The 26,012-nt window shown below is 47.5% G+C and carries 25 protein-coding genes; 17 read left to right on the forward strand and 8 right to left on the reverse strand.

The window, feature by feature from the left end:
* Positions 1–15 precede the first annotated feature (15 nt).
* The 6 genes from P5G61_RS20585 to P5G61_RS20610 all read right to left on the reverse strand — a co-directional run bounded on the left by P5G61_RS20585 (position 16) and on the right by P5G61_RS20610 (position 4,421).
* Entirely contained in the window at positions 16–945 is a 930-nt protein-coding gene (locus P5G61_RS20585) for a TetR/AcrR family transcriptional regulator (protein WP_301248283.1), read from the reverse strand.
* A gap of 295 nt (positions 946–1,240) precedes the next feature.
* Positions 1,241–1,372 (reverse strand): hypothetical protein, encoded by a 132-nt coding sequence (locus tag P5G61_RS20590; RefSeq protein ID WP_301248284.1) that lies wholly within the window; start codon positions 1,370–1,372, stop codon positions 1,241–1,243.
* Between the two features lie 172 nt (positions 1,373–1,544).
* Entirely contained in the window at positions 1,545–1,859 is a 315-nt protein-coding gene (locus P5G61_RS20595; RefSeq protein WP_024632751.1) for a DMT family transporter, read from the reverse strand.
* Positions 1,859–2,200, reverse strand: coding sequence for a DMT family transporter (locus P5G61_RS20600; RefSeq protein ID WP_024632750.1), 342 nt, complete (start codon positions 2,198–2,200; stop codon positions 1,859–1,861). The genes P5G61_RS20595 and P5G61_RS20600 overlap by 1 nt, the downstream gene beginning before the upstream one ends.
* Complete coding sequence (locus tag P5G61_RS20605) at positions 2,197–2,820, reverse strand: TetR/AcrR family transcriptional regulator (RefSeq protein ID WP_301248285.1); 624 nt, start codon at positions 2,818–2,820, stop codon at positions 2,197–2,199. The genes P5G61_RS20600 and P5G61_RS20605 overlap by 4 nt, the downstream gene beginning before the upstream one ends.
* 125 nt (positions 2,821–2,945) lie before the next feature.
* On the reverse strand, positions 2,946–4,421 hold the full coding sequence (locus P5G61_RS20610) for a phospholipase D family protein (RefSeq protein WP_435874250.1): 1,476 nt from the start codon (positions 4,419–4,421) through the stop codon (positions 2,946–2,948).
* Between the two features lie 268 nt (positions 4,422–4,689).
* Between P5G61_RS20610 and P5G61_RS20615 the strand changes: the two genes are divergently transcribed.
* From P5G61_RS20615 to fni, 9 genes are all read left to right on the forward strand, one after another.
* Entirely contained in the window at positions 4,690–5,625 is a 936-nt protein-coding gene (locus tag P5G61_RS20615; RefSeq protein WP_301248287.1) for a MerR family transcriptional regulator, read from the forward strand.
* A 281-nt stretch (positions 5,626–5,906) separates the two neighbouring features.
* Positions 5,907–7,457: a phytoene desaturase family protein gene (locus P5G61_RS20620; RefSeq protein WP_301248288.1), complete on the forward strand. Its 1,551-nt coding sequence runs from the start codon at positions 5,907–5,909 to the stop codon at positions 7,455–7,457.
* Positions 7,454–8,917 carry a phytoene desaturase family protein gene (locus P5G61_RS20625; protein ID WP_301248290.1) on the forward strand — a complete coding sequence of 488 codons (1,464 nt, stop codon included), beginning with the start codon at positions 7,454–7,456 and terminating at the stop codon, positions 8,915–8,917. The genes P5G61_RS20620 and P5G61_RS20625 overlap by 4 nt, the downstream gene beginning before the upstream one ends.
* Positions 8,914–9,786 carry a phytoene/squalene synthase family protein gene (locus P5G61_RS20630; protein ID WP_301248291.1) on the forward strand — a complete coding sequence of 291 codons (873 nt, stop codon included), beginning with the start codon at positions 8,914–8,916 and terminating at the stop codon, positions 9,784–9,786. The genes P5G61_RS20625 and P5G61_RS20630 overlap by 4 nt, the downstream gene beginning before the upstream one ends.
* A complete protein-coding gene (locus P5G61_RS20635) occupies positions 9,786–10,553 on the forward strand; it encodes a carotenoid biosynthesis protein (RefSeq protein ID WP_301248292.1) in 768 nt (255 codons plus the stop codon). The genes P5G61_RS20630 and P5G61_RS20635 overlap by 1 nt, the downstream gene beginning before the upstream one ends.
* A complete protein-coding gene (locus tag P5G61_RS20640) occupies positions 10,522–11,280 on the forward strand; it encodes a lysophospholipid acyltransferase family protein (RefSeq protein ID WP_301248293.1) in 759 nt (252 codons plus the stop codon). Before P5G61_RS20635 ends, P5G61_RS20640 begins: the two co-directional genes overlap by 32 nt.
* Before the next feature lie 2 nt (positions 11,281–11,282).
* Positions 11,283–12,431 carry a glycosyltransferase family 2 protein gene (locus P5G61_RS20645; protein WP_301248294.1) on the forward strand — a complete coding sequence of 383 codons (1,149 nt, stop codon included), beginning with the start codon at positions 11,283–11,285 and terminating at the stop codon, positions 12,429–12,431.
* Positions 12,428–13,909, forward strand: a complete 1,482-nt coding sequence (locus P5G61_RS20650) for a phytoene desaturase family protein (RefSeq protein WP_301248295.1) — start codon at positions 12,428–12,430, stop codon at positions 13,907–13,909. Before P5G61_RS20645 ends, P5G61_RS20650 begins: the two co-directional genes overlap by 4 nt.
* 346 nt (positions 13,910–14,255) lie before the next feature.
* A complete protein-coding gene (gene fni, locus P5G61_RS20655) occupies positions 14,256–15,323 on the forward strand; it encodes a type 2 isopentenyl-diphosphate Delta-isomerase (RefSeq protein ID WP_301248296.1) in 1,068 nt (355 codons plus the stop codon).
* A 310-nt stretch (positions 15,324–15,633) separates the two neighbouring features.
* Here fni and P5G61_RS20660 read toward each other — a convergent pair whose 3' ends face one another.
* Complete coding sequence (locus P5G61_RS20660; protein WP_301248297.1) at positions 15,634–15,870, reverse strand: helix-turn-helix domain-containing protein; 237 nt, start codon at positions 15,868–15,870, stop codon at positions 15,634–15,636.
* 365 nt (positions 15,871–16,235) lie between these two features.
* On the opposite strand from P5G61_RS20660, the gene P5G61_RS20665 reads away from it, so the two are divergent.
* Both P5G61_RS20665 and P5G61_RS20670 read left to right on the forward strand, forming a co-directional pair.
* Complete coding sequence (locus tag P5G61_RS20665) at positions 16,236–17,618, forward strand: transcriptional regulator (RefSeq protein WP_301248298.1); 1,383 nt, start codon at positions 16,236–16,238, stop codon at positions 17,616–17,618.
* A 260-nt stretch (positions 17,619–17,878) separates the two neighbouring features.
* Positions 17,879–18,052: an aspartyl-phosphate phosphatase Spo0E family protein gene (locus P5G61_RS20670; RefSeq protein ID WP_094938876.1), complete on the forward strand. Its 174-nt coding sequence runs from the start codon at positions 17,879–17,881 to the stop codon at positions 18,050–18,052.
* Positions 18,053–18,131: 79 nt separating this feature from the next.
* Here the strand turns inward: P5G61_RS20670 and P5G61_RS20675 are convergent, their stop codons facing one another.
* On the reverse strand, positions 18,132–18,563 hold the full coding sequence (locus P5G61_RS20675) for a hypothetical protein (protein ID WP_301248299.1): 432 nt from the start codon (positions 18,561–18,563) through the stop codon (positions 18,132–18,134).
* A gap of 166 nt (positions 18,564–18,729) precedes the next feature.
* Here P5G61_RS20675 and P5G61_RS20680 point away from each other — a divergent pair, with 166 nt between their 5' ends.
* The 6 genes from P5G61_RS20680 to P5G61_RS20705 all read left to right on the forward strand — a co-directional run bounded on the left by P5G61_RS20680 (position 18,730) and on the right by P5G61_RS20705 (position 25,773).
* Positions 18,730–19,200, forward strand: a complete 471-nt coding sequence (locus P5G61_RS20680) for a GNAT family N-acetyltransferase (RefSeq protein ID WP_301248301.1) — start codon at positions 18,730–18,732, stop codon at positions 19,198–19,200.
* Between the two features lie 192 nt (positions 19,201–19,392).
* Positions 19,393–20,493, forward strand: coding sequence for a redox-regulated ATPase YchF (gene ychF, locus P5G61_RS20685; protein WP_024632737.1), 1,101 nt, complete (start codon positions 19,393–19,395; stop codon positions 20,491–20,493).
* A gap of 558 nt (positions 20,494–21,051) precedes the next feature.
* Complete coding sequence (prfA, locus tag P5G61_RS20690; protein ID WP_024632736.1) at positions 21,052–22,119, forward strand: peptide chain release factor 1; 1,068 nt, start codon at positions 21,052–21,054, stop codon at positions 22,117–22,119.
* Positions 22,120–22,143: 24 nt separating this feature from the next.
* On the forward strand, positions 22,144–23,028 hold the full coding sequence (gene prmC / locus P5G61_RS20695) for a peptide chain release factor N(5)-glutamine methyltransferase (RefSeq protein ID WP_301248423.1): 885 nt from the start codon (positions 22,144–22,146) through the stop codon (positions 23,026–23,028).
* 85 nt (positions 23,029–23,113) lie between these two features.
* Positions 23,114–24,334: an FtsW/RodA/SpoVE family cell cycle protein gene (locus P5G61_RS20700; protein WP_024632734.1), complete on the forward strand. Its 1,221-nt coding sequence runs from the start codon at positions 23,114–23,116 to the stop codon at positions 24,332–24,334.
* A gap of 218 nt (positions 24,335–24,552) precedes the next feature.
* Positions 24,553–25,773 carry an FtsW/RodA/SpoVE family cell cycle protein gene (locus tag P5G61_RS20705; protein ID WP_301248302.1) on the forward strand — a complete coding sequence of 407 codons (1,221 nt, stop codon included), beginning with the start codon at positions 24,553–24,555 and terminating at the stop codon, positions 25,771–25,773.
* The last annotated feature ends 239 nt before the right edge of the window (positions 25,774–26,012 follow it).

Here is a 26,012-nt window from a genome sequence, read left to right on the forward strand (position 1 = left end):
TCTCCCTGTATTTCTTTATTGTTGTGACGAGTCAGCCTGGATAAACCGGCTATACATGGCATCCATAATGTGCTGAAGCTCGGAGTGCAATGGCTGGATGACAGGAATGTGATCCAGATTGTGCATCATGCCCAGAATAATGGCACGTCGCGGTGTGAATTCCATCATTTCCTGTCTCAGGATGGCGATGGTCTCCAGCGCATCGTTGCGCACCTGCCCTGGAGGCATATCCGAAGTGATGATATCCTTCATCTGTTTGATGATGTGAATGGGATGACGCATCACTGTGGAATCTGTATCTGAATCGCTGCTCCATGCGGGCCAATGTTCCGAAGGAACCAATGGAGCAGGGCGTTGATCTAGCAATCCGCGAGCTGCATAATCGATCGTTTGCAGCATGTTGCTCGCCATCTTGGATACGGTAAGGGAAGGCATTTCCGTAAACCAGATTTTGACGTAGGAGAGGAACAGACCATGTGTAAGCAAAATAAGGTCTATGATATAGGGTTCAATCTCCGGTCCGTACAGATCCTCCAGTTTGTCCTTGAACCAGTGCAGGGTACGGATCTCCAAATCCTTGTGGTGCGGCTTGCACTTTTCCTTGCGATGCTGCTCTTCATCCATCATCATGCTGCGCATTTGCACGCGTAAAAATTCCTTCAGCTCGGATACATGGACAAGCAGTGTTTCAATCTGCTTATGCAGACGTTCTCTTGAAGTGAGCCCAGTTTCATGTTCAATCTGGGACATTTCATCCATGAGTGTGAATATGCAGTACTCCATCGTACTGGCCTCTAATTCCTCTTTCGATTTGAACATAAGGTAGAGGCTGCCTTTCGACATCCCGCATATCTCTGCAATCTCCTGCATCGAGGTTGCAGCACTGCCTTTGGCTGAGAACAGCCTGAGTGCTGTGGTAATAATAAGCTTTTTCTTTTCATTCATTTCATGGATAGGGTTCATTAACGATACATTCACCTCACCTGCGGAACTTACGAGTTCTTGAATTGACTTTAGGGTCAAATCAAGTATAAACGATATGGACAATGGAATTCAAATGGGAGAAAAATGGAAAAAGAAGAGGGGATAACATAAGGGGTCTGGAGCATATTTCCCGCGTCATGTAGACAAGATAGTAGCTGATAACGAGCGACGATACGTTCATTGCAATAGGTATGATAATCACGAGTATCAAGGTTGGACGAGCAGACTAAGGTTGATGAGTTGCAAATGATCTATTTCAGGCTCCGCCCTTAAAAACATAAATAGCTAGAAGAATAATGGCTGCAAGAGCAATCAGATAAAAGGCTCCCACAGCGATCAGGAATATGTATCCGGTAAAAGAACCCATGCGCACGAACCATTTCTTCATCATCACGACATCCTTTCATACGTAACAGAGTGTAGGGTGGTTTCCTATTTACATCATATCCCAAAAAGACGACTTCCTGAATGAAGTCGTCTTTTTTAATCATTAATTTATATGAGATTATTGAAGTGAAGTTAAAAATCGCTGATAACGGAGAGTACGATGCCGATAACTTTTACGTAATCAGTTTCAATCCAATTGCCGCCACCAAAATCATGGCTATAAACAGCAGCCGCTTGGCTTCCTTCCGCTCACCGAACAGGAACATACCTGTTAACGTACTGCCCACCGTGCCGATTCCAGTCCATACCGCATACGCTGTGCCCATGGGAATAGAAGTCATCGCATAGGATAACAGAGAGAAGCTGATCACGAAGGATACGAGCATGAGCACGATATAAGGCCAGCCCTTCCGGGAAGAAGCACCATTAATGCCGATGACACCAAAAATTTCACATATGCCTGCACCCACAATTGCTATCCAAGCCATTATGCTTCACCTCCTTTTGCCGATTGTTGATCTGTGACCAGTTTCAGTCCGACCACACCACATAGCAACAGGCCGATGAGCAAAACCTTGGCAAGCGAGAATGCTTCACCAAATAGCAGCATTTCGGTCAGTACCGTACCTGCGGTACCAATCCCCGTAAATACGGCATATACCGTACCCACAGGCAATCTTTTGGAAGCAGCAATGATTAATCCAAAGCTGAGGATGATGGCCAGGGCCGTCAAAGCCCATTCCCACACATTGGAGGCGTGTTTCAGCCCACTTACCCATACAATCTCAATGAGTCCTCCGATAAATACATATAACCAGTTGCGGTTCATGATGATGAATCTCCTTTCGGCACAACGGACCGTGCCTCTTGTTTCAGATGATGAATGCCATGCCAGTAGACAGGCCAGGAAGCTTCAATCCGTCTTCTGTATCGACGTGAACTTCCATAGATAATCTCAACCGTGATGCCATCGAGAAAAGTCATAAAAGCAATCGCAGCTTGTTCCGCCGGAACAGCCTGTAGTTCTCCTTTGCGCGTCGCCCTTTGCAGCAGTCGTGACAGTGACCGCTCCATACCGTCCAGAAACGGGTACACCATATCCATGACTTCACTGTATAGCGCAAGCGGCGGGAAGTAGCACATACGCAGCATAAAGCGGGCAGAGGCATTACAGTTATACTCTTGCTCAAACCATATCAGCAAACCCTTCAGCCTTTGCTCCAGAGGGAGATCGGCGTGATCGCGGAAGTATTCCAGCGTTCGACGCTGAACATCCTTGAACGCATGCGCAAGGGTGTGCAAAAACAGGTCATCCTTGCCGCTGAAATGTGCATATATGGACGGTTTTTTAATCCCGACTTCGTCAGCAATAGCTCTTAAGGAGGCCCCTTCATATCCATCTCTTGCAAAATGGAACAAGGCTGCATCCCGAATCGAATGTGCAGTCATTAATATCACCTTCCTAACGGTCGTTAGGTAACCTATATTTTCACATTTTACATTCGCTGTCAAGGCGCAAAAAACGCCTGCACAATAGTGTACAGGCGGGTTTATGCTTGAGATTTCATTTTCAATTAAAAGGTCGTTAAACCCAAAATCAGCTGCAGCTTATATACGATTTCTTTCAAAAATGTAGTCTTTTCCTGAAATTCATCCAGGTTCAGGGTGAACTCGGCATCTTCATTATTCCATATGCGATCAAAATAATCCGCGACACCTTGGGTAAATGAATTTTCAGGTGGCGCAGCAACCCAAAGGTCATTTTCCAGATTATAATCATTCATATTTCTGGGAGTGAAGTTGGTCGATCCTCCAAGGACGATATGATCTCCGGTAGCTTTGGCGATGTACATCATCTTGGTATGATATTGCTCCTTGGTGGTGTTATACCAGCGAATCTGGATTTTGCCATCCGATTTATCATGTAACTCAGCAGCTACAGGGCGATTGGGAATGCCGGTCTTCTCCTGACCAAAGGCATTTTCGTTCGGATCGAGCACTAGCCTTATTTCGGTTCCCCGTTTCGAGGCTTCGAGCAGGGCGTCCAATACTTTGGGTGAAGCGATGTAGAACATGCCCATCCACAGGGTATCACCTTTTACCGTTTGCTTAATCTCGTTTAGCACGGCGTCATTTACTTTGCCCTCGGTCAGATAGCGAATTCGCAAATCCCCCTTATTCGGATCTGTGGGAGGAGCTGTATAGGATGGGAGCTTTCCTCCACCCGAGAAATTCAGAACAGCCTGCTCCGACTCAAGGATATCTCCAATGATTGGTCCGGTTATTTCATAAGCAATGTTGGAGTGATAGGCACTGGCGTCATGAATATTGCCTGAGGAGACAATAGCCGTCTTCTCGTTGACCACAACTTTGCGATGGTTGGCCTTCACATTGAGCAATTTAAGGTAGGAACGTACAGTGACATCCGGGCCATCGGATGCCATCAGGTTCGGAATCCACCCTTTCCCGGATTGTCCAAACCACTGGAAGAAGGTGCGCCACACAGCGGAGTAGACAGGGGTGGAGTCGCGTAAAGGATCCACATCTGTAATGACCACGTGAATTCCGGCCTGTTTCATCTGCTCCAGTAACGGGTTGGGTGCAGAGTTATAGTTGGTGTTCACTTCATCCGTAATGAACCAGATGTCCATATCCGGTTTCTGAAGTTTTTTGGCAACCAGTGTTTCCGTAAACTCGGTGCTGATGGGTGGAAATTGCTGACCCTTGTGCTGGTAGTTATTGAATAAAAACATATCAACCACCACGAACTGTTCCGCGTCCTCAACAACCTGAAGCATGCGCTGGAAGATCTGCTGTTCATGCTCCATCTGTCCATCAGCGGAGGGATAGGTCAGATCATGCAGAAATTGTACCTGATCCACACGGTATTCCGGACTTTCATAAGAAATGCCGGATGGTAACGGTTTGTAGGTCTGGTAGAGCATGACGGCGATGAGCCATAGCACCAATAGTACGAGACCTGTTCGTATGTATGGAAATTTGCCGCGTGAAGACTTGCGGTCTGATGTCTTGCGGCGATTAGAAAACAACAATAACTCCCCTTTCTGAACGTGCTGACTTCTATTACCACCCGGATGACAACGTTGACGCAGAGAGCCTGAAGCAATATTTCATTTATGAGGTAGATCGAGATCCAAGAATAGGGCGGATGCATCGACAGTAATATGTCTGTTGTGTATAATAAGCGTATTGTTTTTGTAGAATGTTCGGATTTTCATATACCTGACAATAACGTGACAAGGCTTCGTTTTTAACCTGTGAATTAGGGCTATTTCAGGAAAGAAAGTGGGTAATAAGGTGTATTCCATCAAACAAGTCGCTGCCATGCTGGGTATTCCAACCGTTACCCTCCGGGCTTGGGAGAATCGATATAGTGCGGTCACCCCTGAGCGGACGGAATCGGGTTATCGCTTATACACGGATGAGAATGTTGCGGATCTGCGCTGGTTGAAAGAACAGGTAGAACAACATCAGACCAATATCTCCGAAGCGGTTCGTATGCTTAAGGTGAACAAAACCAGCCCACCTCCTGAAGCTGCTGTGCCTGCACCGTTAACGGCTCCAGTGCCCACGGCGGAAGAGGCATATGTTCAAATAGCTGATCAGATCTACGACTCGCTTTACCATTTCCAGGGTGGACGGGCCAATGGCCTGATTGATTTTGGCTTCACCATGTATGGATATGATTCCATGTTTTATCATGTGCTGGTGCCTATACTGGTTCGGGTAGGAGAGGCATGGGAGCAGGGCAGAGCTTCGGTCGCCCAGGAGCATTTCATGACACAGCTGATCTCACAGCGCTTCTATCAGTTTTTCCATCTGTTCCCGATCTATCCGCATCTGCCCAAAGTTCTAGCGATGTGCCCGGAAGGGGAGCATCATCAGGTTGGATTATTGTTGTTCTCGCTGTTTATGCGCAAAAATGGTGCCGAAGTACTCTATCTCGGAGCCAACACGCCGGAAGAGGGGATATTTCCCATCATTCGGGAGCAGAAAATCAGATTGGTCTGCCTTTCGGTTACCAGTTCAGAACTCCTTGAACGGTGCGATCAGCTTGTGGGTCGAATTGCGGACGAGTTTCCGCATATGCGCTTTGTACTTGGTGGTAAAGGATATGAGCGCGCAGAGAACGCCCGTTATCCGCAATGGATTATGCCCGGAGATTCAGCGGATTGGCAATCGTGGGTGGAACGTGAGTATTTCACAGACCGACCGTCCGGAGTAAGCTATTGATTGGTATGCTTCTAAATCTAGTCTAGAAATAAAATGTATAGGTTCGTGTATACAGGACATCCTTTGACGCAAGAGCGCGAGGGGTGTTTTTTTGCATTTCAATTCTTATTTACGTATTTTGACCAGTGGGTCATTTTTTGATTTACAAGGTCGTATAATATTTGTATTATATTTGTATAATGTTTTTGCGTTTACCCGCTTGAACTGCTTATGGGCGGTTTAATAGTAAGTTAGAGACTATAGTACTAGAGGTAGTTCCTAACATAGGAAAGGTGAGTGGCATGATACCGAATCAGCAACGCAAACGTGCAGCTGTCATTGGTGCAGGTCCGGGTGGACTTGCAGCGGCCATGTTATTGTCCGGCCAGGGGTATGAAGTAGACGTGTATGAGAAGCAGCCTGTGATTGGTGGGCGTTCTTCCAGACTGGAGCTGGGAGACTACCGATTCGACCGGGGGGCAACATTTCTGATGATGCCTCAGTTGATTGAAGAGATGTTCGATGTTGTGGGACGCAAATTATCCGATTATGTGGAGATGAAAGAGCTGACTCCGCTGTACGCTCTGAATTTTGGTGATAAAGTGTTTACACCTTCCCGCAACCGTGAAGATACTGCTGCACAGATCAAGGAGCTTTTCCCCGGCAACGAGGACAATTACCTTCGGTTCATGCAGGAAGAGGAAGTGAAGTTTGGCAAAGTCATGCCTTTGCTGCGCCGACCTTTCGGCAAGCTGGCCGATTATTTACGAAGAGATGCCATGACAGCTCTGCCGAAACTGGACATCAACAATACGGTCTATGGTATCCTGTCCCGCTATTTTACCGACGAGCGTCTGCGCTGGGCATTTACGTTCCAATCCAAATACCTGGGCATGTCTGCCTGGGATTGTCCGGGTACGTTTACGATTCTATCGTTCATTGAGCACAACTACGGTTTGTTTCACCCTACTGGCGGCGTCAATCGGGTATTTCAGGCCATGGCTGATGTAGTTGAAGAATATGGAGGACGAATACATACATCCTGTCCGGTTAAACAGGTCATGGTTCGCAATGGGCGAGCAGAAGGTGTTTTGCTTGAAAACGGTGAACGCATCGAAGCAGATCATGTCGTCGTCAATGCAGACTTCGCGCATGCCGTGAACCATCTGTTTGAACCAGGCGTGCTTAAGAAATATACACCGGAGAAAATGAAGCGTAAAAAGTACTCTTGCTCCACAGCCATGCTGTATCTGGGCGTGGACGGTGAAGTAGATTTACCGCATCATTCCATCTATTTTCCCGAGGACTATCGACTGAACGTGGATGAGATTACAAAGCAGAAAGTGTTGTCTGCAGATCCATCCCTCTATATTCATAACCCTTCCAGACTCGATTCGACGCTCGCACCGGAAGGGAAATCTGCTCTATATGTGTTGATGCCCACGCCCAACCTAACCGGAGACATCGATTGGGAGACAGAACGAGAGAATGTGCGGGAGGCCATGATGAAGCGGGTCGAGTCGATTGCTGAGTTGTCAGACATCCGCAGCCGTATTGAAGAATCGATGATGTTTACACCGCTGGACTGGGAAAATGAACTGGATGTGTACCGCGGAGCGACGTTCAACATGGCTCACAATCTCGGCCAGATGATGTATCTGCGGCCCCATAACCAGTTTGAAGAGTTAAAAAGGGTGTGGCTGGTGGGCGGCGGAACCCATCCGGGCAGTGGGCTGCCAACCATCTTTGAATCGGCTCGGATTAGCGTAAAACTCATTCAGGAAGAGGATGCTCGCAAGCGCTCGAAACGATCCTCGTATGTGAAAACGGCGGAAGCGGGAGGTCATTCATGAAACGGGCAGCTATTGTAGGTGCAGGTATTGGCGGCCTTACTTCAGCCTTGTTGCTGAATAAACAGGGTTGGGACGTCACCGTATATGAACGGGGTTCCAGAGTTGGTGGTCGTATTGGTTATGAACAGGAAGGCGATTACCGGATTGACCAAGGCCCTACGATTGTGCTCCTGCCCGAGATGCTGCTTGGTATTTTGGAGGAGGCAGGTGTGGATCGTTCGAAGATTGAACTTTTGCGTTGTGATCCCTTGTACAGAGTGCACTATAGTAGCGGACGTGTGATGACCAAAATGACGGAACGTGAACAGCAGGCCGAAGAGATCGAACGTCTCTTCCCTGGAGAAAGCAAGGGCTTCTCGAAATTTATGAACGATATGGACACGCTGTTTCCGGCGGGACGGGCTGCGTTTCTGGAACGGGCTTTCCCTCGGAAAAGGGATTTCTTCACTCCTTCTCTGATGTCCCTGATGGGCCGATTGCGCGCTCATAAAAGTGTGCGGAAGGCTGTAGGTGATTATTTCCAACATGAGGAACTGCTGGATGCTTATTCGCTGCAAAGTCTCTATATTGGGGGATCTCCCTTTGGAACGCCGGGCATTTACTCCCTGCTCCCTTATGCAGAACACGAATATGGCATCTGGATGGTGAAGGGTGGCTATGCTGCATTACCTGCCATATTGGAACAGGAACTGATATCACGTGGTGGCCGTATCGTGCTGAATTCGGAAGTTACCGGGCTGAATATCGAAAATGGGATCTGCAAAGGTATAGAAACCGCCGCAGGCGCAGAAAATGTGGATGCAGTTATCTACAATGGCGATTTCCCCCACCTGTCGGGTCTGCTTGGTCAGACGCCGGAAGGTTCACTTAAGCGAAAGCCATATCGTCCCTCATCGGGATGTGTGTTGATCTATGCGGGCGTAGACAAAACCTGGGAGGATGCAACGACGCACCAGTTTTTCCTGCCTCCAAGTCTGGACGGTAGTTTGCGGGAAGTGTTCAACCAGCGCCGCATTCCGGCGAAGTCCTCTTTTTATGTATTCAATCCGGTTGCATTGGACGTGACGGCAGCTCCTCCGGGTCAGAGTGTATTGTACTTCCTCATTCCGGTGCCGGATGCCGATGGTGTCGACTGGTCTCGGGAGAGCGAAGCGCTGGCAGAACGAGTGTTGGAAGAAGCGGAACAACGCGGATTTCCGGGACTTCGTGCAGCGATCCAGTGGCAAAAAATACGTACTCCCGCTGACGCTGAGCGTGACGGGTTGTATGGCGGCGGCAGCTTTGGCATAGCACCCGTACTGTTTCAATCCGGTGTATATCGTCCGCAACCGAAGCCATTCCCGGCAATCCGGGGACTGTATGCGGCAGGAGCTTCTGTACATCCGGGAGGCGGGGTTCCTATTGTGATGCAAAGTGCACGGATGGCAGTGAATTTACTGACGAAGGAGATGGAAACATGAATGAAGCGATTTTGAACAAGTGTGAGGAATTAATGCAAAAGGGCTCGTCATCTTTTTATCAAGCCTTCAGAGGTCTGCCCAGCCCACGCCGCGAGGCCGTGTACGTTATCTATGCCTTTTGCCGCATGATCGATGACAGTGTAGATGAGCCGGAGCAGTCGCCCTATACGATTCATGAAATCCGCAATCTGTTCAATCAACTGGAAGAAGCGGAAGGACATTTTATTTGGCCGGCATTACGATGGCTGTTTACGAGTTTCCCTCATTTGGACAAGGGGCCTTTCTTCCGTCAAATGGACGGACAATTAACTGATCTTAAAGTCACACATTATACAACGATGGAGGAACTGGAACAGTATTGTTATCTGGTTGCCGGAACCGTCGGCGAGATGTTGCTGCCTGTATTGCGCGATGACAACGGTACAGAAGTGGCGATGAACGGCATTGCGCTGGGCAAAGGCATGCAGATCGTAAATATTATCCGTGATGTAGGCGAGGACCGGACACGAGCGCGTCGCTATGTTCCACTGGAGATGATGGAGAAGCATGGGTATTCGGAACAGGATTGGGTTGACGGTATTGTGGACGAAAGGTTCATAGCCATTGTGCATGAATTAAAATCAGCTGCGCTGAGCTGGTTTCGTATTGGTATGGACCGTCTGGATACGTATCCAACCGAAAGTGCATTTGCCATTGAGCTGGCGGCAGCCTTTTATTCAACCATTCTGCATGCGGTTGAGCGCAACGACTATGACGTGTATACGAAGCGTGCATTCGTTAGTGATGAACTCAAACTGGAGATGCTGGGTGCCATTGTGAAACGTTATCCAATGCTGGCTTACCAAGCTTCCCGCATGGCGGTATCCTGATGGTTCAGGGCCTGTACTGGGCGTGGTATATCATCGGAGCAACACTGATGCTGACGATTGGTGTTCCGGATGTACTGTCCTTCTCCAACGGTTTATTTCTAATCTTCTATGCGCTGTATGTGCTGGATCTGATCTATCAAGGACGGAAACGGACGGGGCTGTCCGACCAGTCAGTCATTTGGATGAAACCCGGACTCTGGTTGGCTTCGGCTATTATATGGCTGGGAGGCATGGGCGTGGAATGGGTCGGTGTGCATACACATTGGCCCTTTGGCGAATATTCGTATTCGGATTTCTTCGGAATCCACCTGTTCAGTGTACCCGTTACATTAGGGTTCGCCTGGATTGCTGTGGTTGGAAACTCGGCCCTGCTCAGTGGTGGCGGCTCCTCGTGGACCGGCAAACTGATTCGAGCGGTCAAGACCGGATTCTGGGCCATCGTGCTTGACCTGGTGCTGGATCCGGTTGCTCATGCCAGAGGATTCTGGCAATGGCAGGCCCCGGGTGGATTCTACGGTGTACCCTGGACCAATTACATAAGCTGGTTTGTGATGGGCGCATTCCTCTCCTTATTTCTTCCGGCAATGCCTTCGGATCGAAGCTCATTACTGCGTGCAAAATGGTTATATCAGCTGTTTATTCTTTTGTTTGGGCTGTTAGCTCTCAAAGAAGGAATTACAGGCAGCTTCATCATTGCTATTGTGGGCGTGCTTCTTGCTGAGGGGAGCTGGCGATATGATTCGCGCCGTAAAATCAAAACCGTTTAACCGGATTTTTTCCTTATACAATCATTATTATTTGCTGCGGAGACGTTTTCGCTCGTTTACGTTATCGGGGTCATTGGACCCCCGGCTCTCGAATAATGGCTCACCCATGGACCCGGATCAGCCTGTCATCTATTTCATGAACCATAGCTCCTGGTGGGATGGTCTGCTGCTCTATCATGCATCGCAGCAGACTTCCCTGGGAGATCATTATGTCATGATGGAAGAAGAGCAGCTGCGACAATATGCTTTTTTTCGCAAACTTGGCGCGTATTCAATCAATAAGGACAATGCATCCGGCATTCGAACCTCCTTGCAATATACGACCGAGCTGCTTCACTCCGGCAAAAGGGTCTGGATTTTTCCCCAAGGGGAAATTCTGCATCAGGATGCCAGACCAATTGAGTTTCGTCCAGGCATTGGGTTGCTATTACGTCGCTCCCCGCCCGCCGTAGCTATACCTGTGACCTTGTGTCATGGCATGGTGCAGCATGATTTGCCGGAAGTATCGATGCAGGCGGGTACACCTGTGATCGAAGATTGGAAAGCGTGGAAGAGTGAAGAGATTGCAACCAGATTGAGCAAGGTGCTGGAGCAGCAGTTAAATGACCATAAATCAGAGCTGGTACGCATTGGGCAGGGGAGTTTGCCGGGGGCCTTTCCACTGATTCGCCCTGTGCGTTCCACGAGTGAAAAATACGATGCGGCACGAAAGCGGGTGAACCGTTAGCGATGAGTGCGTCTGAAACAGGATGGATCATACTGACTTGTGTATTGGGCATTCAGTTGGTGTTTGCGATATGGAACGTCTCCTGTCTGCCCAAAGTGCGTTCATTCAACGCAAGCGGATGGAAAGACAAGGACATGCTGGTCTCTGTGCTGATTCCTGCCCGCAACGAGAAACTGCACATCCAGGGGTGTCTGGAGAGTGTGCTTGCCAGCGATACAACCGGATTTCGAATGGAAGTACTGGTGCTGGATGATCGCTCTGAAGATGAGACAGCAGCCATAGTCCAGGGGATTGCAGACCGTGATCCACGTGTGCGTTTGCTGCATGGTGTGGAGCTGCCCGCAGGCTGGATGGGTAAATCTCATGCCTGTCACCGACTGGTGCAGGAAGCCAAGGGTGAATGGTTTATGTTCGTGGATGCCGATGTGCGCTTGGAACATGCAGCGATCCGGCAAACTATTGCTGCAGGGTGTGAGCAGGGCGGCGGCCTCGTAACGGGATTCCCCTATCAGGTGACAAAGTCCTGGATGGAGAAGCTCGTTGTGCCCATGATGGTGTTCACCATCATCAGCCATCTGCCTATTTTCATGATACGCAGATCATCCCATCCGATGTTTGTAGCCGCTACAGGGGCTTTTTTGCTCATTCATCGTTCCAGTTATATAGCCTCCGGTGGACATGCGGCGATTCAGGCAGATCTGGTCGATGACATGAGCCTCGCAAAGGCCGTTAAGCGTGCGGGTCATCCCGTCATGCTCGCCGACGTCCATGATGTGACGAATACGCGAATGTACCAGAATGGTGCAGAAGTGTGGAACGGGTATAAGAAAAACATGTACGAAGGCATGGGGCGCAAAGATGTGCTGCTGTTAGGCACGATGCTGATGTATACCCTGATGTATGTTGTGCCTCCGCTTGGTCTGATTATCGGTTTGTTATCGGGTAATGCTACGTCCGTTATCTATGGTCTTGCGGGAACCGTGCTTGGCATGGCAGTCAAAAGAGTATCGGATCACACTGGAGGACAACCCTGGTGGCTTGCTTTTCTGCAACCGATTAGCATGGCCTGTGTCATTGCGATCGGCATCGCCTCCTGGCAGGCAGGCCGTTCCGGCAAGGGGTATGTATGGAAAGGTAGGCGGTACAATTGAAGGGTAACGTCATCATTATCGGTGCAGGGTTTGGAGGTCTATCGTGTGCCATTCGGTTAGCTTCACAGGGCATACAGGTGACCATCCTGGAGCGGCAGGAGCGAGTCGGTGGAAAGCTGCAGCAGATTGAGCAGGATGGATATCATTTTGACCGGGGGCCGAGCACAATCACGATGCCCGCAAGCTTCCGTTCCGTCTTCGATCACGCAGGAGTGGTGATGGAGGATTATGTGGAGTTATATGAGCTGGAACCACGTACGCGTAATTGTTTTGCAGATGGGACCGTCGTTGATTTGTCGGGCGATCGAGAGTGGATGAAGGAGCAGATTGCTGCCTACAGCCCGGCGGATGCGGCTCGTTATGATGCGTTTATGGATGAATCTGCTGCACTGTATGCGGAAGCCAATCGTCATTTTCTCGGAAAGCTGCTGTTGTCGCCCAAGGATAAATATAATCTGCAAATGCTGCGGAGTCTGCTGCGCGTACGGCCTACAGTGAAGCTGGACAAGCTGCTGCGTTCGTATTTCCAGCACCCTCATACGCTTGCGATGTTCGGTCGGTACGCTACCTATGTGGGGTCATCGCCCTATCAGGCGCCTTCAATCTTTGCCATGATGGGTCATGTGGAAGCGGAAGAGGGCATCTATGGGGTCAAGGGTGGAACCTATCAACTAATCAAAGCCATGACACGGCTTGCACAGGAAAAAGGGGTGCAGATCGTTACGGGCATCGAAGTCCGCCAAATTGTTGTCAGGCACGGTAAAGTGGCAGGTGTGGATACGGATCAGGGCTTTCGGGAAGCCGATCAGGTTATTGCCAATGGAGATGTGCTCAGTGTGAATCGGCTGCTGCTCGCGCCGGAATATCGCAAACAGATGAGCGATGAGCGGATTCGCAGGTATGAGCCGTCGATTTCGGGGTTCGTGACACTGGCTGGTGTGCGGAGAAAGTATGAATCCCTGCTGCACCATACCGTCTTTTTCCCGGAACAGTATGAACCGGAGTTTGACCATATTTTTCGTGACCGAAAAATGCCTGCCGATCCCACGATCTACATCTGTTATTCCGGTTATTCGGAAGCGGGCATGGCGCCAGCCGGAGCCAGCAATCTGTTCATTCTGGTAAACGCTCCGTATTTGTCGGACGCATGGAATTGGGAGGAACAGATGGACCGTTACGGTGAACTGGTGTTGGAGAAGCTTGCAGAACGGGGCATTACGGGGTTGAAGCAATCGGATGTGCTAATTCGGTACACTCCACAGCATATAGAACGGGATACACTTGCCCATCAAGGGTCGATCTACGGAATCTCATCCAACTCGGTGAAGCAGACCTTCATGCGCCCCGGCAACAAAAGCAAGGATGTAAATGGGCTATGGTACGTGGGCGGAACGACGCATCCGGGCGGCGGGACACCGATTGTGACGTTATCCGGGCAGCTTGTTGGTGAGCAGCTTGCATCGGAAATTGTAAGGTAGTTCAGCAAAGGATTCGTATAACAGAAAGATAACAGAAAGACTGATCCAGCCTCCAAATATGGTAGTGGCGAATATAAGTTGAACCTCGAAATTCAGGATATCATTGGGTTTCGGGGCACCCTTTCCATAGAGGGGTCAGAACGTTATACTGGGTAGAGTTGACGCGTCATGCATGAAATTTATTTACAATATAGATCCAATTCATATCATTTGTACGTTACATATCCAAGTAAGAACTATTTCTGAGAATCTCACTGCTGCATAGGGCAAAATCCTGAACGGAACATCACCGGAACTGGCAGCTATCCTGTCCATCAGCACTATTCTCACATAAGGAGGTCTCATCATGAATGAACAAGAGCGAGCCGGCGAACGGCTGCTACCCGAGGTGGCTACGGGGGAACGGAAGCTGGAGCATGTGCGCCTCTGTCTTGAAGAGAATGTTGCAGGAGAAGGGGTAACCAGTGGAATGGAGCGGTATGCTTTTCGGCATAACCCGTTACCTGAACTGAATTTTGATGATGTAAGTCTGGACACTTTTTTTATGGGCAAAAACGTGCGTACGCCCCTGCTCATCAGCTCGATGACGGGCGGAAGCAAAACCACGGGCGCCATCAACGAACGGCTGGCGCGTGTAGCGAACGCCAGAGGCTGGGCGCTTGGCGTAGGGTCGATCCGGGCTGCCGTGGAACAGCCCGAACTGGCGAGTACCTTCGATGTGCGGCGCTGGGCACCGGATATTCCGGTCATCGCGAACCTCGGTGCGGTGCAGCTGAATTACGGATTCAGCACTGCAGATTTCCAGCGGGCAGTGGATATTGCTGGTGCGGACATGCTCGTGCTTCATCTGAACAGTTTGCAGGAAATTTTCCAGCCTGAAGGCAATACGGATTTTAGCGGATTACTTCATCGAATCGAGGAATTATGCCGTCAATTGGATGTGCCTGTTGGCGTGAAAGAAGTGGGCTTTGGCATCGATGGAGTAACGGCACAGCAATTGTACGAAGCGGGTGTGGCTTTCATCGATGTAGCTGGGGCAGGTGGTACAAGCTGGGTACAGGTGGAGAAGTTCCGGAATTCCAATCCGGTACGTCGTGCGGCAGCAGAAGCTTTTGCAGATTGGGGCATTCCGACAGCGGAGTGTATTCAGGAAGTGAGAGCGCTGAACCCGGATGGTGTTCTGATTGGCAGCGGTGGACTATATAACGGTGTGGATGCAGCCAAAGCACTTGCGCTTGGTGCGGATCTGGCCGGATTCGGTCGATCCTTACTCGAATCCGCAGTAGCTTCGGAAGAAGCGCTGGATCAACGGCTGGAACAGGTTGAGTTCGAGCTGCGTACTGTGATGTTTGGCATCGGAGCAGGGCAGATTGAGGATTTGAAGCAGACGTCACGTATGGTGCAGCGGCGTTAGATTGAGGGTTGAAATAGAGGTGCTAACCCCAAACTCACATGATTTCCCTGGGGGATTCGCACCTCAGGTTGTCGAAAACATCGTTTTTATGACCTTTTGCAACAACGTGGGCTGTCGCATTCCGTATGGAGTGCCAATATAATTAAATTCTTAACGCGTCTGGCCTATCTAATGCTTGTTTTAACATAATCAGAAATCAGTAGTAACACCAAAAAATCCGTCCAAAGTAAAAATGGACGGATTTTTTGGTTTCTGTTTAATAGTGAGAAAGCATTCAGTTCCAGTGATAATGCTTAGCCCAGTTTGTTTTTCACTTCTTATTATCATCCGGTATGTACTCTATTACATCTGTAAGAGTGTAGTCATATCCTGTCATTGCCCGCAGTGTGTTTACAATATTATTTAAGGTATCTAAATCAAGCCTTTTTGTTTTTCCTTCGCACAAATTATATATGAGGTTAGGTCTAACTTTTGCTTCCCTTGCTAGTGCATTTTTAGTGACGCCAGCTTCATCTAAAGTGTAGCCTAATCTTATTTTTATAGACATAGCCAATTCCACCTTTCACTTTAATCATAACCTAGGGTTAATCCTGGCTGAGCATATCACAGGAAATGCAAAAGAGATGTTGGAGTTAATTGTAGATAGATTGAGTGGGATGGATGCTTTGACATTTCTTACGGATGTCTTATTGTGACTCCAGACCGTGTCGATATGAACTTGAAGCTTGATCGCTTTCAATGATAAGGCTTTCTAGCTCCCTTTGGAACCACACTACAGCAGTTGGGCAATGCAGATAAGTATTTTTATAATAAAAGTAAATTATTTACAAGTAAAATATTGATATTAAATTCAAAAATATAGTATTATTTTATTGACCATTGCTTAATTTTGCTTGGAAAGGTGGTGTACCTTTGAACTCAGTAGCCACAATACGTGATCAATTGGCAGACTATTTAAAAACTAACCATATGACACTCAATCAATTCTCTGAGATTTCGGGAATTAACTCAGGAACGTTGAGTGGTACGCTGAACGGGCTGCGTCCCATAGGCATGCAGCAATTGGATCGACTTACTGCCGGGATGGGTTTAACTGAGGGTTACTTCTATGAATTATACATAAATGAGTGTTTTGTACATTCAAGTCCGGATTGGCGAAGACTTGGGCCTTTTCTATACCGTTGTGCCGAACTCGGTAAGGTCGATTGTATGGAAGAAGCCGTTAATCTAATTATGGATAATCTTTCCTACGCACCCCTTTTATTCGAGTTGGCCGAGCAGTTATATCGTGAAGGGAAGTGGGAAGCGGCCAAGCCCTTATATCGTTGTGTGGCTGAAAGCGAGAAAATGCAACACTCCGAACGATTGGCTCTAAGTCAGTATCGTTTGTTCACGATCGGGCTTTCCAAGGATCAGATGAGCAATCTTACACTTGCTACGCAGTTTGAGTTTTTTGTAGATCGACTTGACGAGCCTTACCAGCTGGATGGATTGAACGATCTGATTAATGTGTATGCTTCATTGCGCCGATGGGACAAGTTATTGGAATTGGGTGAGAAACTGAAGGTAAAAGCAACTATTCATTATGAGTTGAATGGTAACTTCAAGCCGAGAGAGATTAAAAAAGAGATTATTTTTTATGTGTTGTACTCCTATTTAGTGATGGGAAGTGCCTGGTTTTATCTTGAGGATTACAAGACCGCCCTCAATTATGTCACACAGTACATTGACCATAGTTGGGTAGAATCCCCCAGTAAAGCTGAACAAATTGTGATGCAACAATTCCAGGAATGGGCTGAGGCGAATCGTTTTATGTATATGCTGAGAGATGGACAATTGCATGTACTACCTGAATATCTGGAGTATATTTCAAACAAAGAAAATGAAGTGTTCCCAGCTTTATGTGAGATTGTGGCTGCCGCTAATCAATTTCACTTGGATATTGATTATGTACTTTACCAATATGAATCATTTGTGCTTTATCAGGAACAGGGTAGCCGAATTGGAAAGATTAGCAGTCAACTTACTGGTGACCGTTACGTTCGTTTATTATTGGGATTAAGTGAGTATTATTTAAAGAAAAAAGATTATGAGAAAGGTTTCAAAGCGTTAATAGATGGTTTATTCTTTTCTCTTGAAATTAACAGCGGTTTATCTATGCTTAAATGTGTCGGAATATTTGAAAAATATCGAAGGTATGCGTCTAGTACAGTGACTTTGCAGTATCAAAATCTAATCGGTGAGGTGCAAAATCTCAATGAGAAAAAAATTAGTTTCGCTTATAGCGATTTGTAGTATTGTTATCGTAATGTCTGTTCCAGTAACGACTCAGTTAGATACTGGACAACAACAACCGGCTGTCCGAATGACAACGAACAGTCATGGACTTGGAAGCTAACAAACATTTCTAAAAAGACGTTCTATAAATATGAGCTGCTCCCTCAAGTAGAATGGTGAATTGCCTACTTTGAAGGGAGCTTTTTCGTGTTGGAGTTCGCCTGATTTCCTACTAATTAGCAGAACGGACTAAAATGTTACAACAGGGAGGGGTGAATATGGATTGTGGTAAACTCAAGTTGCAGATCGAAGCTGCGAGACAAAAGCTTTATCAACTAAAGATGGACTATAATGGATATCTGCTTCATCCTCATGTTATAAAGCAATCTATGGTCCTGGATGATCTCATTAATCAATACAATCAAGTTAAAATAAAAAAGCCGATGGGTTAATTCAATCGACTTTGGGCGAGAAACTTTGGCGGGTGCTCGCCCCTATATTTTAACATAGTTCATGGAGGGAAGTACGTTATTACATACATTCTTCTTTTACAGTAATCTTTTTGTTGGTTACAGTCACATACGAGTTGCCAGACAAGTATTCGGTATAACCGCATGCGGTTTCGGTATAGATTTTACCACGACTGTCCGTGAATTCCAGATAGATGGATGCTTCACCGGAAAGTCGCAGCTGCGGAGCGAACTTCATTTTTTCACCGCTGGCTACACCTTTCATTAAGGTGTGTATAGTACCCTCATTGTTTGTATTGAACGAGTCCATGCCGCTGTTCACGCGTGCTGTAATATTTGAAAGATCATAATCGGACTGATTGTGAATCGTGATCCTTAAATGTCTGAAGGGATCCAGCGCCTGGTAACCCATTGAAATAACTAATCCAATAAAGAGAATCACTGTAGATAGGATGAATATTTTCCTTTTTGAAAAGGGACGACGTGTATTCATAAGTATTCTGCTCCTTTCTTTCATATAGATATAAACAGAGTGAGGTAAGCAAAAGTTGTATAGGACTTGGCTGGAATTGCATCATGCAGACCATGGGATAACAAGATACAATACTATAGAGTGCAAAGAGATTGTACATAGAACACTCGAACTAGGAGGGAAACCAATGAAACTGATCCCAATGAATCAAGAAGAATATGCAAATTTCAGTATTCGCTCGATTAAAGATTTTGCAGAAGAGAAAGTGGAAGCGGGTACTTGGGCTGCGGAAGAGGCGCAGGGACTTGCGGAGGTATCCTACGACAAGTATTTGCCTGAAGGGCTGAATACACCGGGTGCTTACCTCTATAATTTGGTGCATGAAGTGGACGGGAATGTGGGTTATATCTGGTTTAATGTTACGGATAACCGCCGTGGCAAGGACGCGTTTTTGCTGGACATTGTGGTCGAAGAAGCCTATCGGGGCAAGGGTTATGGTACAGAGACGATGGAGGCACTTGAGAGGGAAGCCTTGAGTCTGAGCGTGGATCGCATTGGTCTTCATGTGTTTGGACATAATGTGCGGGCAAGCAGCCTGTATCGCAAGATGGGGTATGAGGTAACCGATCTAACGATGTATAAGGAAATCAAAGGGTAAACCTAAAAACGGATAATCTAAGCCAGACGTATGATCTACGCAAAACGAATCACCCGCAGTAACCGGGGATTTCGGGAAGCGGATGGTGCTCTGGTCGAATTGGCGAAGTTCCTTGATGCCTTGGGGTTTGTCATATATAATGTATAGGATTATCCATACCGAACAAGTAATCAATGAGGAGTTGTCATATACATGGCTTTGAAAGCTGGAATCGTGGGCCTGCCTAACGTTGGTAAATCCACACTGTTTAACGCAATTACACAAGCTGGTGCCGAATCGGCAAACTATCCGTTCTGTACGATTGACCCTAACGTGGGGATCGTTGAAGTACCGGATGAGCGTTTGGACAAATTGACAGAACTCGTTGTACCGAAAAAAACGGTACCAACGGCGTTTGAATTTGTAGATATCGCAGGTCTTGTTCGTGGTGCGAGTAAAGGCGAAGGTCTTGGTAACAAGTTCCTTGCCCACATTCGTGAAGTAGACGCGATTGTACACGTGGTACGCTGCTTTGTAGACGAGAACATCACACACGTCGATGGCAAAATTGATCCGGTAAGCGACATCCAGACGATCAATCTGGAGCTGATCCTGGCCGATATCGAGAGTGTCGAGAAAAAAATCGATCGCTCCAAGAAAAACATGAAGGGCGGCAACAAATCAGCTGCTCAGGAAGTGGAAGTACTGGAGAAAGTGAAGGCTGTTCTGTACGAAGACAAGCCAGCACGCAGCATGGAGCTTACGGATGACGAGCGTCTGATTGTGCGCGATCTGCACTTGCTTACGCTGAAGCCTGTTCTGTACGCAGCCAATGTAGCTGAGGACGAAATCGGCGATGTGGCGAACAATGCCTATGTGCAAAAAGTAAGAGAATTTGCAGCTGCTGAAAATGCAGAAGTTGTGCCGATCAGTGCAAAAGTGGAAGAAGAGATCTCCGAGCTGGAAGGCGAAGATAAACAAATGTTCCTGGAAGAACTCGGTATCGAGGATTCCGGTCTGAACCTGTTGATCAAAGCCGCTTACAAATTGCTGGGTCTGTACACGTACTTCACAGCAGGCGTACAGGAAGTTCGTGCATGGACGATTCGCAAGGGTACGAAAGCACCAGGCGCAGCAGGTGTTATTCACACAGACTTTGAGCGCGGATTCATCCGGGCAGAAGTCGTTTCCTACGACGATTTGGTTGCAGCCGGTTCCATGAACGGTGCCAAAGAGCGTGGACAACTTCGCCTTGAAGGTAAAGAGTATGTTGTCAACGACGGCGATGTTATGCACTTCCGCTTCAACGTTTAATTCATATTCAATCTACAATCAGATATAACGTTAACCAAAAGTCCTGTTGTCTTCCCGTGAAGATAGCAGGGCTTTTTTTATATTCTAATCCTCCGGCATAGCGTTACTTATACTGGATTGTTTGCCATCGGTGGATATAATAAAAATGAGGGAAGCTGCGGGAGGCGGGAATGAGACATTATAGTGGGAATTCATTATGCTTCACCTTTGTGATAAAAGGAATATGGTTGTCTGCCCGGTGAACTATTGCTATCCAGAAGCATAAGAATATGCTATAATTAAGAGTCGTATACCTATGTTAAATTTCACGCTCGACTTAATGAGTTGAAGCGGGTTTTCATACCGGGTACGCGATTTCTTTTATATCTTAAAAGTAAAGGATTTGATGACGTTGTAGCGATGTTATACGTCGATCATAAATGAATGTTACGGTCAGGGATTTCTAAGAACTCCGTGCCTTGTGAAATATAGATAATCTGATGATGCATGAATGAATGTCTATCAGGATCGAATGAATGTTGAATGCTGGAACGAAAATAATGCGTGAGGTGACTATATATGTTTGATAAATTACAGGCGTTAGCCGACCGTTACGAGAAACTCAGCGAATTGCTGTGTGACCCGGATGTAGCAAGTGACAACAAGAAGCTGCGGGAATATTCCAAAGAACAATCGGATCTCCAGCCTACCTATGAAGCGTACAATGAGTACAAACAGGTAAGCCAAGATCTCGAGGCTGCAAAAGAAATGCAGGGCGAGAAGCTGGACGACGAGATGCGTGAAATGGTCAAAATGGAAATCGATGAACTGAGCACTCGCCAGAAAGAACTGGACGATCTGATTCGTGTTCTCATGCTGCCAAAAGACCCGAATGATGATAAAAACGTCATCGTTGAAATTCGCGGAGCGGCTGGTGGAGATGAAGCGGCGCTGTTTGCAGCGGATTTGTACCGGATGTACACACGTTTTGCTGATACGCAAGGCTGGCGTGTGGAGCTGATGGACGTGAATACGAATGACTTGGGTGGCTTTAAAGAGGTTGTTTTCCTCATCAATGGACGCGGTGCATACAGCAAACTGAAATACGAAAGTGGTGCACACCGTGTGCAACGTATTCCTACAACCGAATCGGGCGGACGGATTCATACGTCTACTTCGACAGTAGCGGTTATGCCTGAAGCCGAAGATTTTGATATTGAAATTCACGACAAAGATATCCGTGTAGATACGTTCTGTTCCAGTGGTGCTGGTGGACAATCGGTTAATACGACGAAATCGGCTGTACGGGTAACTCACGTTCCAACAGGAATTGTGGCGACGTGTCAGGACGGTAAGTCCCAGAACTCGAATAAGGAAAAAGCATTGCAAGTTCTGCGTACGCGTATCTTCGATATGATGCGTCAGGAAGAAGAAGCAAAAATTTCGAGTGAGCGGAAGAGCAAAGTAGGTACAGGTGATCGCAGTGAGCGGATTCGTACCTATAACTTTCCACAGAGCCGTGTTACGGATCACCGGATCGGATTGACGATGCACAAGCTGGATCAAATTATGAATGGTGAGATTGCGGATATCGTGTCTGCACTGACGATTGCCGAGCAGACGGATATGATGGATAGAGGAGAATAATCTGTGACCCGCGCGCAGTTTGTCATGACGCCGGAACAGAGCTGTCGGGAAGCCTTCGTGGAGGCTTCCTCTTTTTTGGAGAAGTGCGGCGTGTACGAGCCGCACAACAATGCCCGGCTGCTGCTTGAACATGTACTCGGCCGCGAAGGGGCCGAGTATTACATGATGCAGCCGGAGCCCTTTCCCAGCGAGCTTCGCAGCCGCTGGGAAGACGCCGTCACGCGCAAGGCTGCGGGTGAGCCGGCGCAGTACATTATCGGCAGCCAGGAATTCTATGGGCTGCCGTTCGAGGTCACGCCGGCCGTGCTCATTCCGCGGCCGGAGACCGAGCTGCTGGTCGAGGCTGTGCTGCGGGAAGCCGACCGCGTGTTTCCCGGCGGCGCTCCGCTCGCCGTCGACATTGGCACGGGCAGCGGCGCCATCGCAGTGACGATGGCTTCGCAGCGCCCGCGCTGGCAGGTAGGCGCCGGAGATATCTCGGCGGCAGCCCTGCAAGTGGCCGCGCGGAACGCGGCCACGAACGGGGTACAGATCGACTTCCGCGAAGGCGATCTGCTGGCCCCGTTCGCCGGGGCACGGGTGGACATCCTGGTGTCCAACCCGCCCTACATCCCGGCGGCAGATATCGCCGGGTTGCAGCCCGAGGTGCGCGATCATGAGCCGCGCACGGCACTGGACGGCGGCCCGGATGGACTGGGGCCGTACCGCATCATGGTGGAGCAGCTTGCGCTGCTGCCTGCGCCGCCGCAGATCATTGGTTTTGAGTTGGGTCAGGGACAGGCCGGGGACATCGCAGCTCTGCTTGAATCGGCCGGATATTGGCCGGAAATTATCGTCGTGCCAGACCTTGCAGGCATTGAACGGCATGTATTGGGTGTTCGCACTTCGGAACAGGTGACGAAAATGTAAGGTTCCACAGGTTTTCTTTTTGCCGTGAAATCCTCTACAATGAGATATACCGAAGATTGCTGAATGCTTGGAGGAACATAACTACATGCTGCATAAATTCAAAAAAATAGACTATTCAATTGTTTTTATATTGCTCATTCTGATGGTCATCAGTATTTTATCGATCTATAGTACCACCTTTGGCAGACCGAAGCTGGAGGGACTCACGAAAAGTGCAGTGTTGTATTATATTTTAGGCTTCGTGGTCTTTTTTGGGATGACGATGATCAATTACAAATTCATTATCAAAAATTATTTGTATATCTATGGCGTGGGTATGCTGCTTCTCATTTTCGTTATGTTCTTTGGTAAAGAATATTACGGAGCGAAAGGTTGGCTATCCATATTCGGAGTCAGTTTGCAGCCTGCTGAATTGTTCAAGCTATGCCTGATTGTGTTTTTATCGGCCTTTTTGGCCCGCAAGAAGAATCGTCCGCTTTATTTCGGACGTGATGTCATTCCAATCTCACTCTGTGTACTGCCGCCATTACTACTCGTATTACTCCAAAATGACTTGGGGAATGCGTTAAGTTATGTGGTCATTCTCGTGGGACTATTATGGATTGGTAATATTAAATTTACTCATGCCCTTATCGGTTTTATTATTGCTGTAGCTGCATTTATCGGTGGTATACAGGCCTATATTCATTATCATGATGAGATTGTGAAATTTCTGAAGGATGTTGGGCGTTCGCACTGGGCGGATCGTTTCGACCCATGGCTCGTGCCGGAACTGACCTCAAGAGATGTGCTCTGGCAGACGTATAACGCGAAGCTTGCGATCGGTTCTGGCGGCATTACAGGCAAAGGGTATTTGGAAGGAACAACGATTCAGTCCAATCGGGTGCCATTGGCATATGCCGATTCGATTTTTGTACAGATCGGGGAGGAATTTGGGTTTATAGGTGCCTCCGTGTTGCTGCTACTGTACTTTATTCTTATTCACAGGCTGGTGCTGATTGCGCTGGAATGTAAGGACAGGGCAGGGCCATATCTAATTGTCGGCATTATAGCGATGCTGCTCTACCAGATCTTTGTCAACATTGGTCCGTTCATTGGTCTGATGCCATTGACAGGGATTACGTTGCCGTTTATCAGTTCAGGTGGTACCTCAATTATGATCAACATGATTAGTATGGGGATTGTGATGAGTATCAAGGTGCATACGGAAGAGAACGAAGATATTCTGGGTTCCGCTGAACAACCCGGCATTACAGAGATGGTCATGAAGCTATTTAGACGCAAATCAACACAGCAGGAGCAATAATTTTTATCCAAGGAAGAACCCTTTCCGAAGAGAATACGATATATGTTAACCCTGGAATCAACAGATCGGAGCAAGATAGATCTGTGGGTTTCAGGGTTTTTCGTTATTTTGTTTGGCAGGTTTCCAATTTGTCTTCCAATTCTATACAATGGTAATATTGAAGACTACTGGAAAAAATTAATGGGTTGTTGAGCCTCAGGAGGATATGTGGTGCGAACATGCTGAGAATGCTGAAGAAGATGGACGGGGTTATTCTGTTTGTGTTGTTGCTGCTTATGGTTATGAGTGTATTTACGGTGTACAGTGCCATTCAGTCCGATCCGAAACTTGGGAATCATCATATCAAAACCTTGCTGTTTTACGGGATTGGATTCGTAGCCATCATTGGTATTGGATTGGTCAATTATAAACTGTATATCCAATATGCATTTTATATTTACGGTGTGGGGATCATCCTGCTGATTCTTGTCAATTTTGTTGGCGGACCTATCAATAATGCGAATGGCTGGATAAAGATTAATGAATATCTTTCTTTTCAACCGGCAGAGTTGTTCAAAATGATCCTAATTCTGTTTCTGGCGCATGTATTGGTCAAAAGAAAAAATTCTACGCTTCGTTTCTGGAAAGACATCGTGCCTATTGGTTTATGGACGTTCGTTCCCTTTGCACTCGTAATGATTCAGAATGACCTGGGCAACGCCCTCGGATACATCGTGATTCTGGTTGCTGTGTTATGGATTGGGAATATCAAGCTGTCGCACGCATTAATTGCTCTTGCCATAGTGGGAATATCCTTTTTTGGATTCGTCAAAGCATATACGTCGTATCACGATGAGATTTTTACCTTTCTGGAAAAGGCGAACCGGGAGCATTGGGCCGAGCGAATTGATCCCTGGCTTGTACCGGATAAAGCAACGTCGAAGGCCTCGTGGCATACGAAAAACGCCGGTCTTGCCATAGGATCGGGAGGCATAACAGGCAAAGGTTACATGCAGGGAACTTCCGTTCAATCGGGGCGTGTACCGTATACGTATTCGGATTCCATTTTTGTGGTTATTGCTGAGGAGTTTGGTTTTGTAGGCGGCTCTGTTCTGCTCTTACTGTATTTTATCCTCATCCATCGTATGGTGTTAATCGCCTTCCACTGTAGAGACCGGGCAGGACCTGTGGTGATTGTAGGTATTATCGGCATGCTGTTATATCAGGTGTTTGAAAATATTGGTGCTTTCCTCGGACTGATGCCGCTTACGGGCATTACACTGCCGTTTATAAGCTACGGAGGAACCTCGTTGCTCATTAATATGGCATGTATCGGGCTTGTGATGAGCATTAAATTGTATGGTCAGGAAGACGAGGACGAGCTTTTTATGGGAGAACAGAAACCTACCTTACTGGAACGCTTATGGAGGTTGGTCAAAAAGGAAAAGACAACAGCGTAACTTTGAACTTTGGTATGATTCAACTCTGCCATGGACATCCATCATCCCATTCAGAGGTTGTTGGAGTATGTAATGGAGCCGTATATGATTTGTTTGCTATCCGATCTTTGCCTGCGCAGCTAGGTGAAGATCTTTTTTTTTTGTTTTAAAAGAATAGTAATCTTTGAATTTTGGATGAATACCAAATTTAATTTTTATTGACAAATATTTCAATTCTATATTATCCTAATTTTAACTAG

The organism is Paenibacillus vandeheii, from assembly GCF_030433635.1.
Taxonomy (GTDB): domain Bacteria; phylum Bacillota; class Bacilli; order Paenibacillales; family Paenibacillaceae; genus Paenibacillus; species Paenibacillus vandeheii.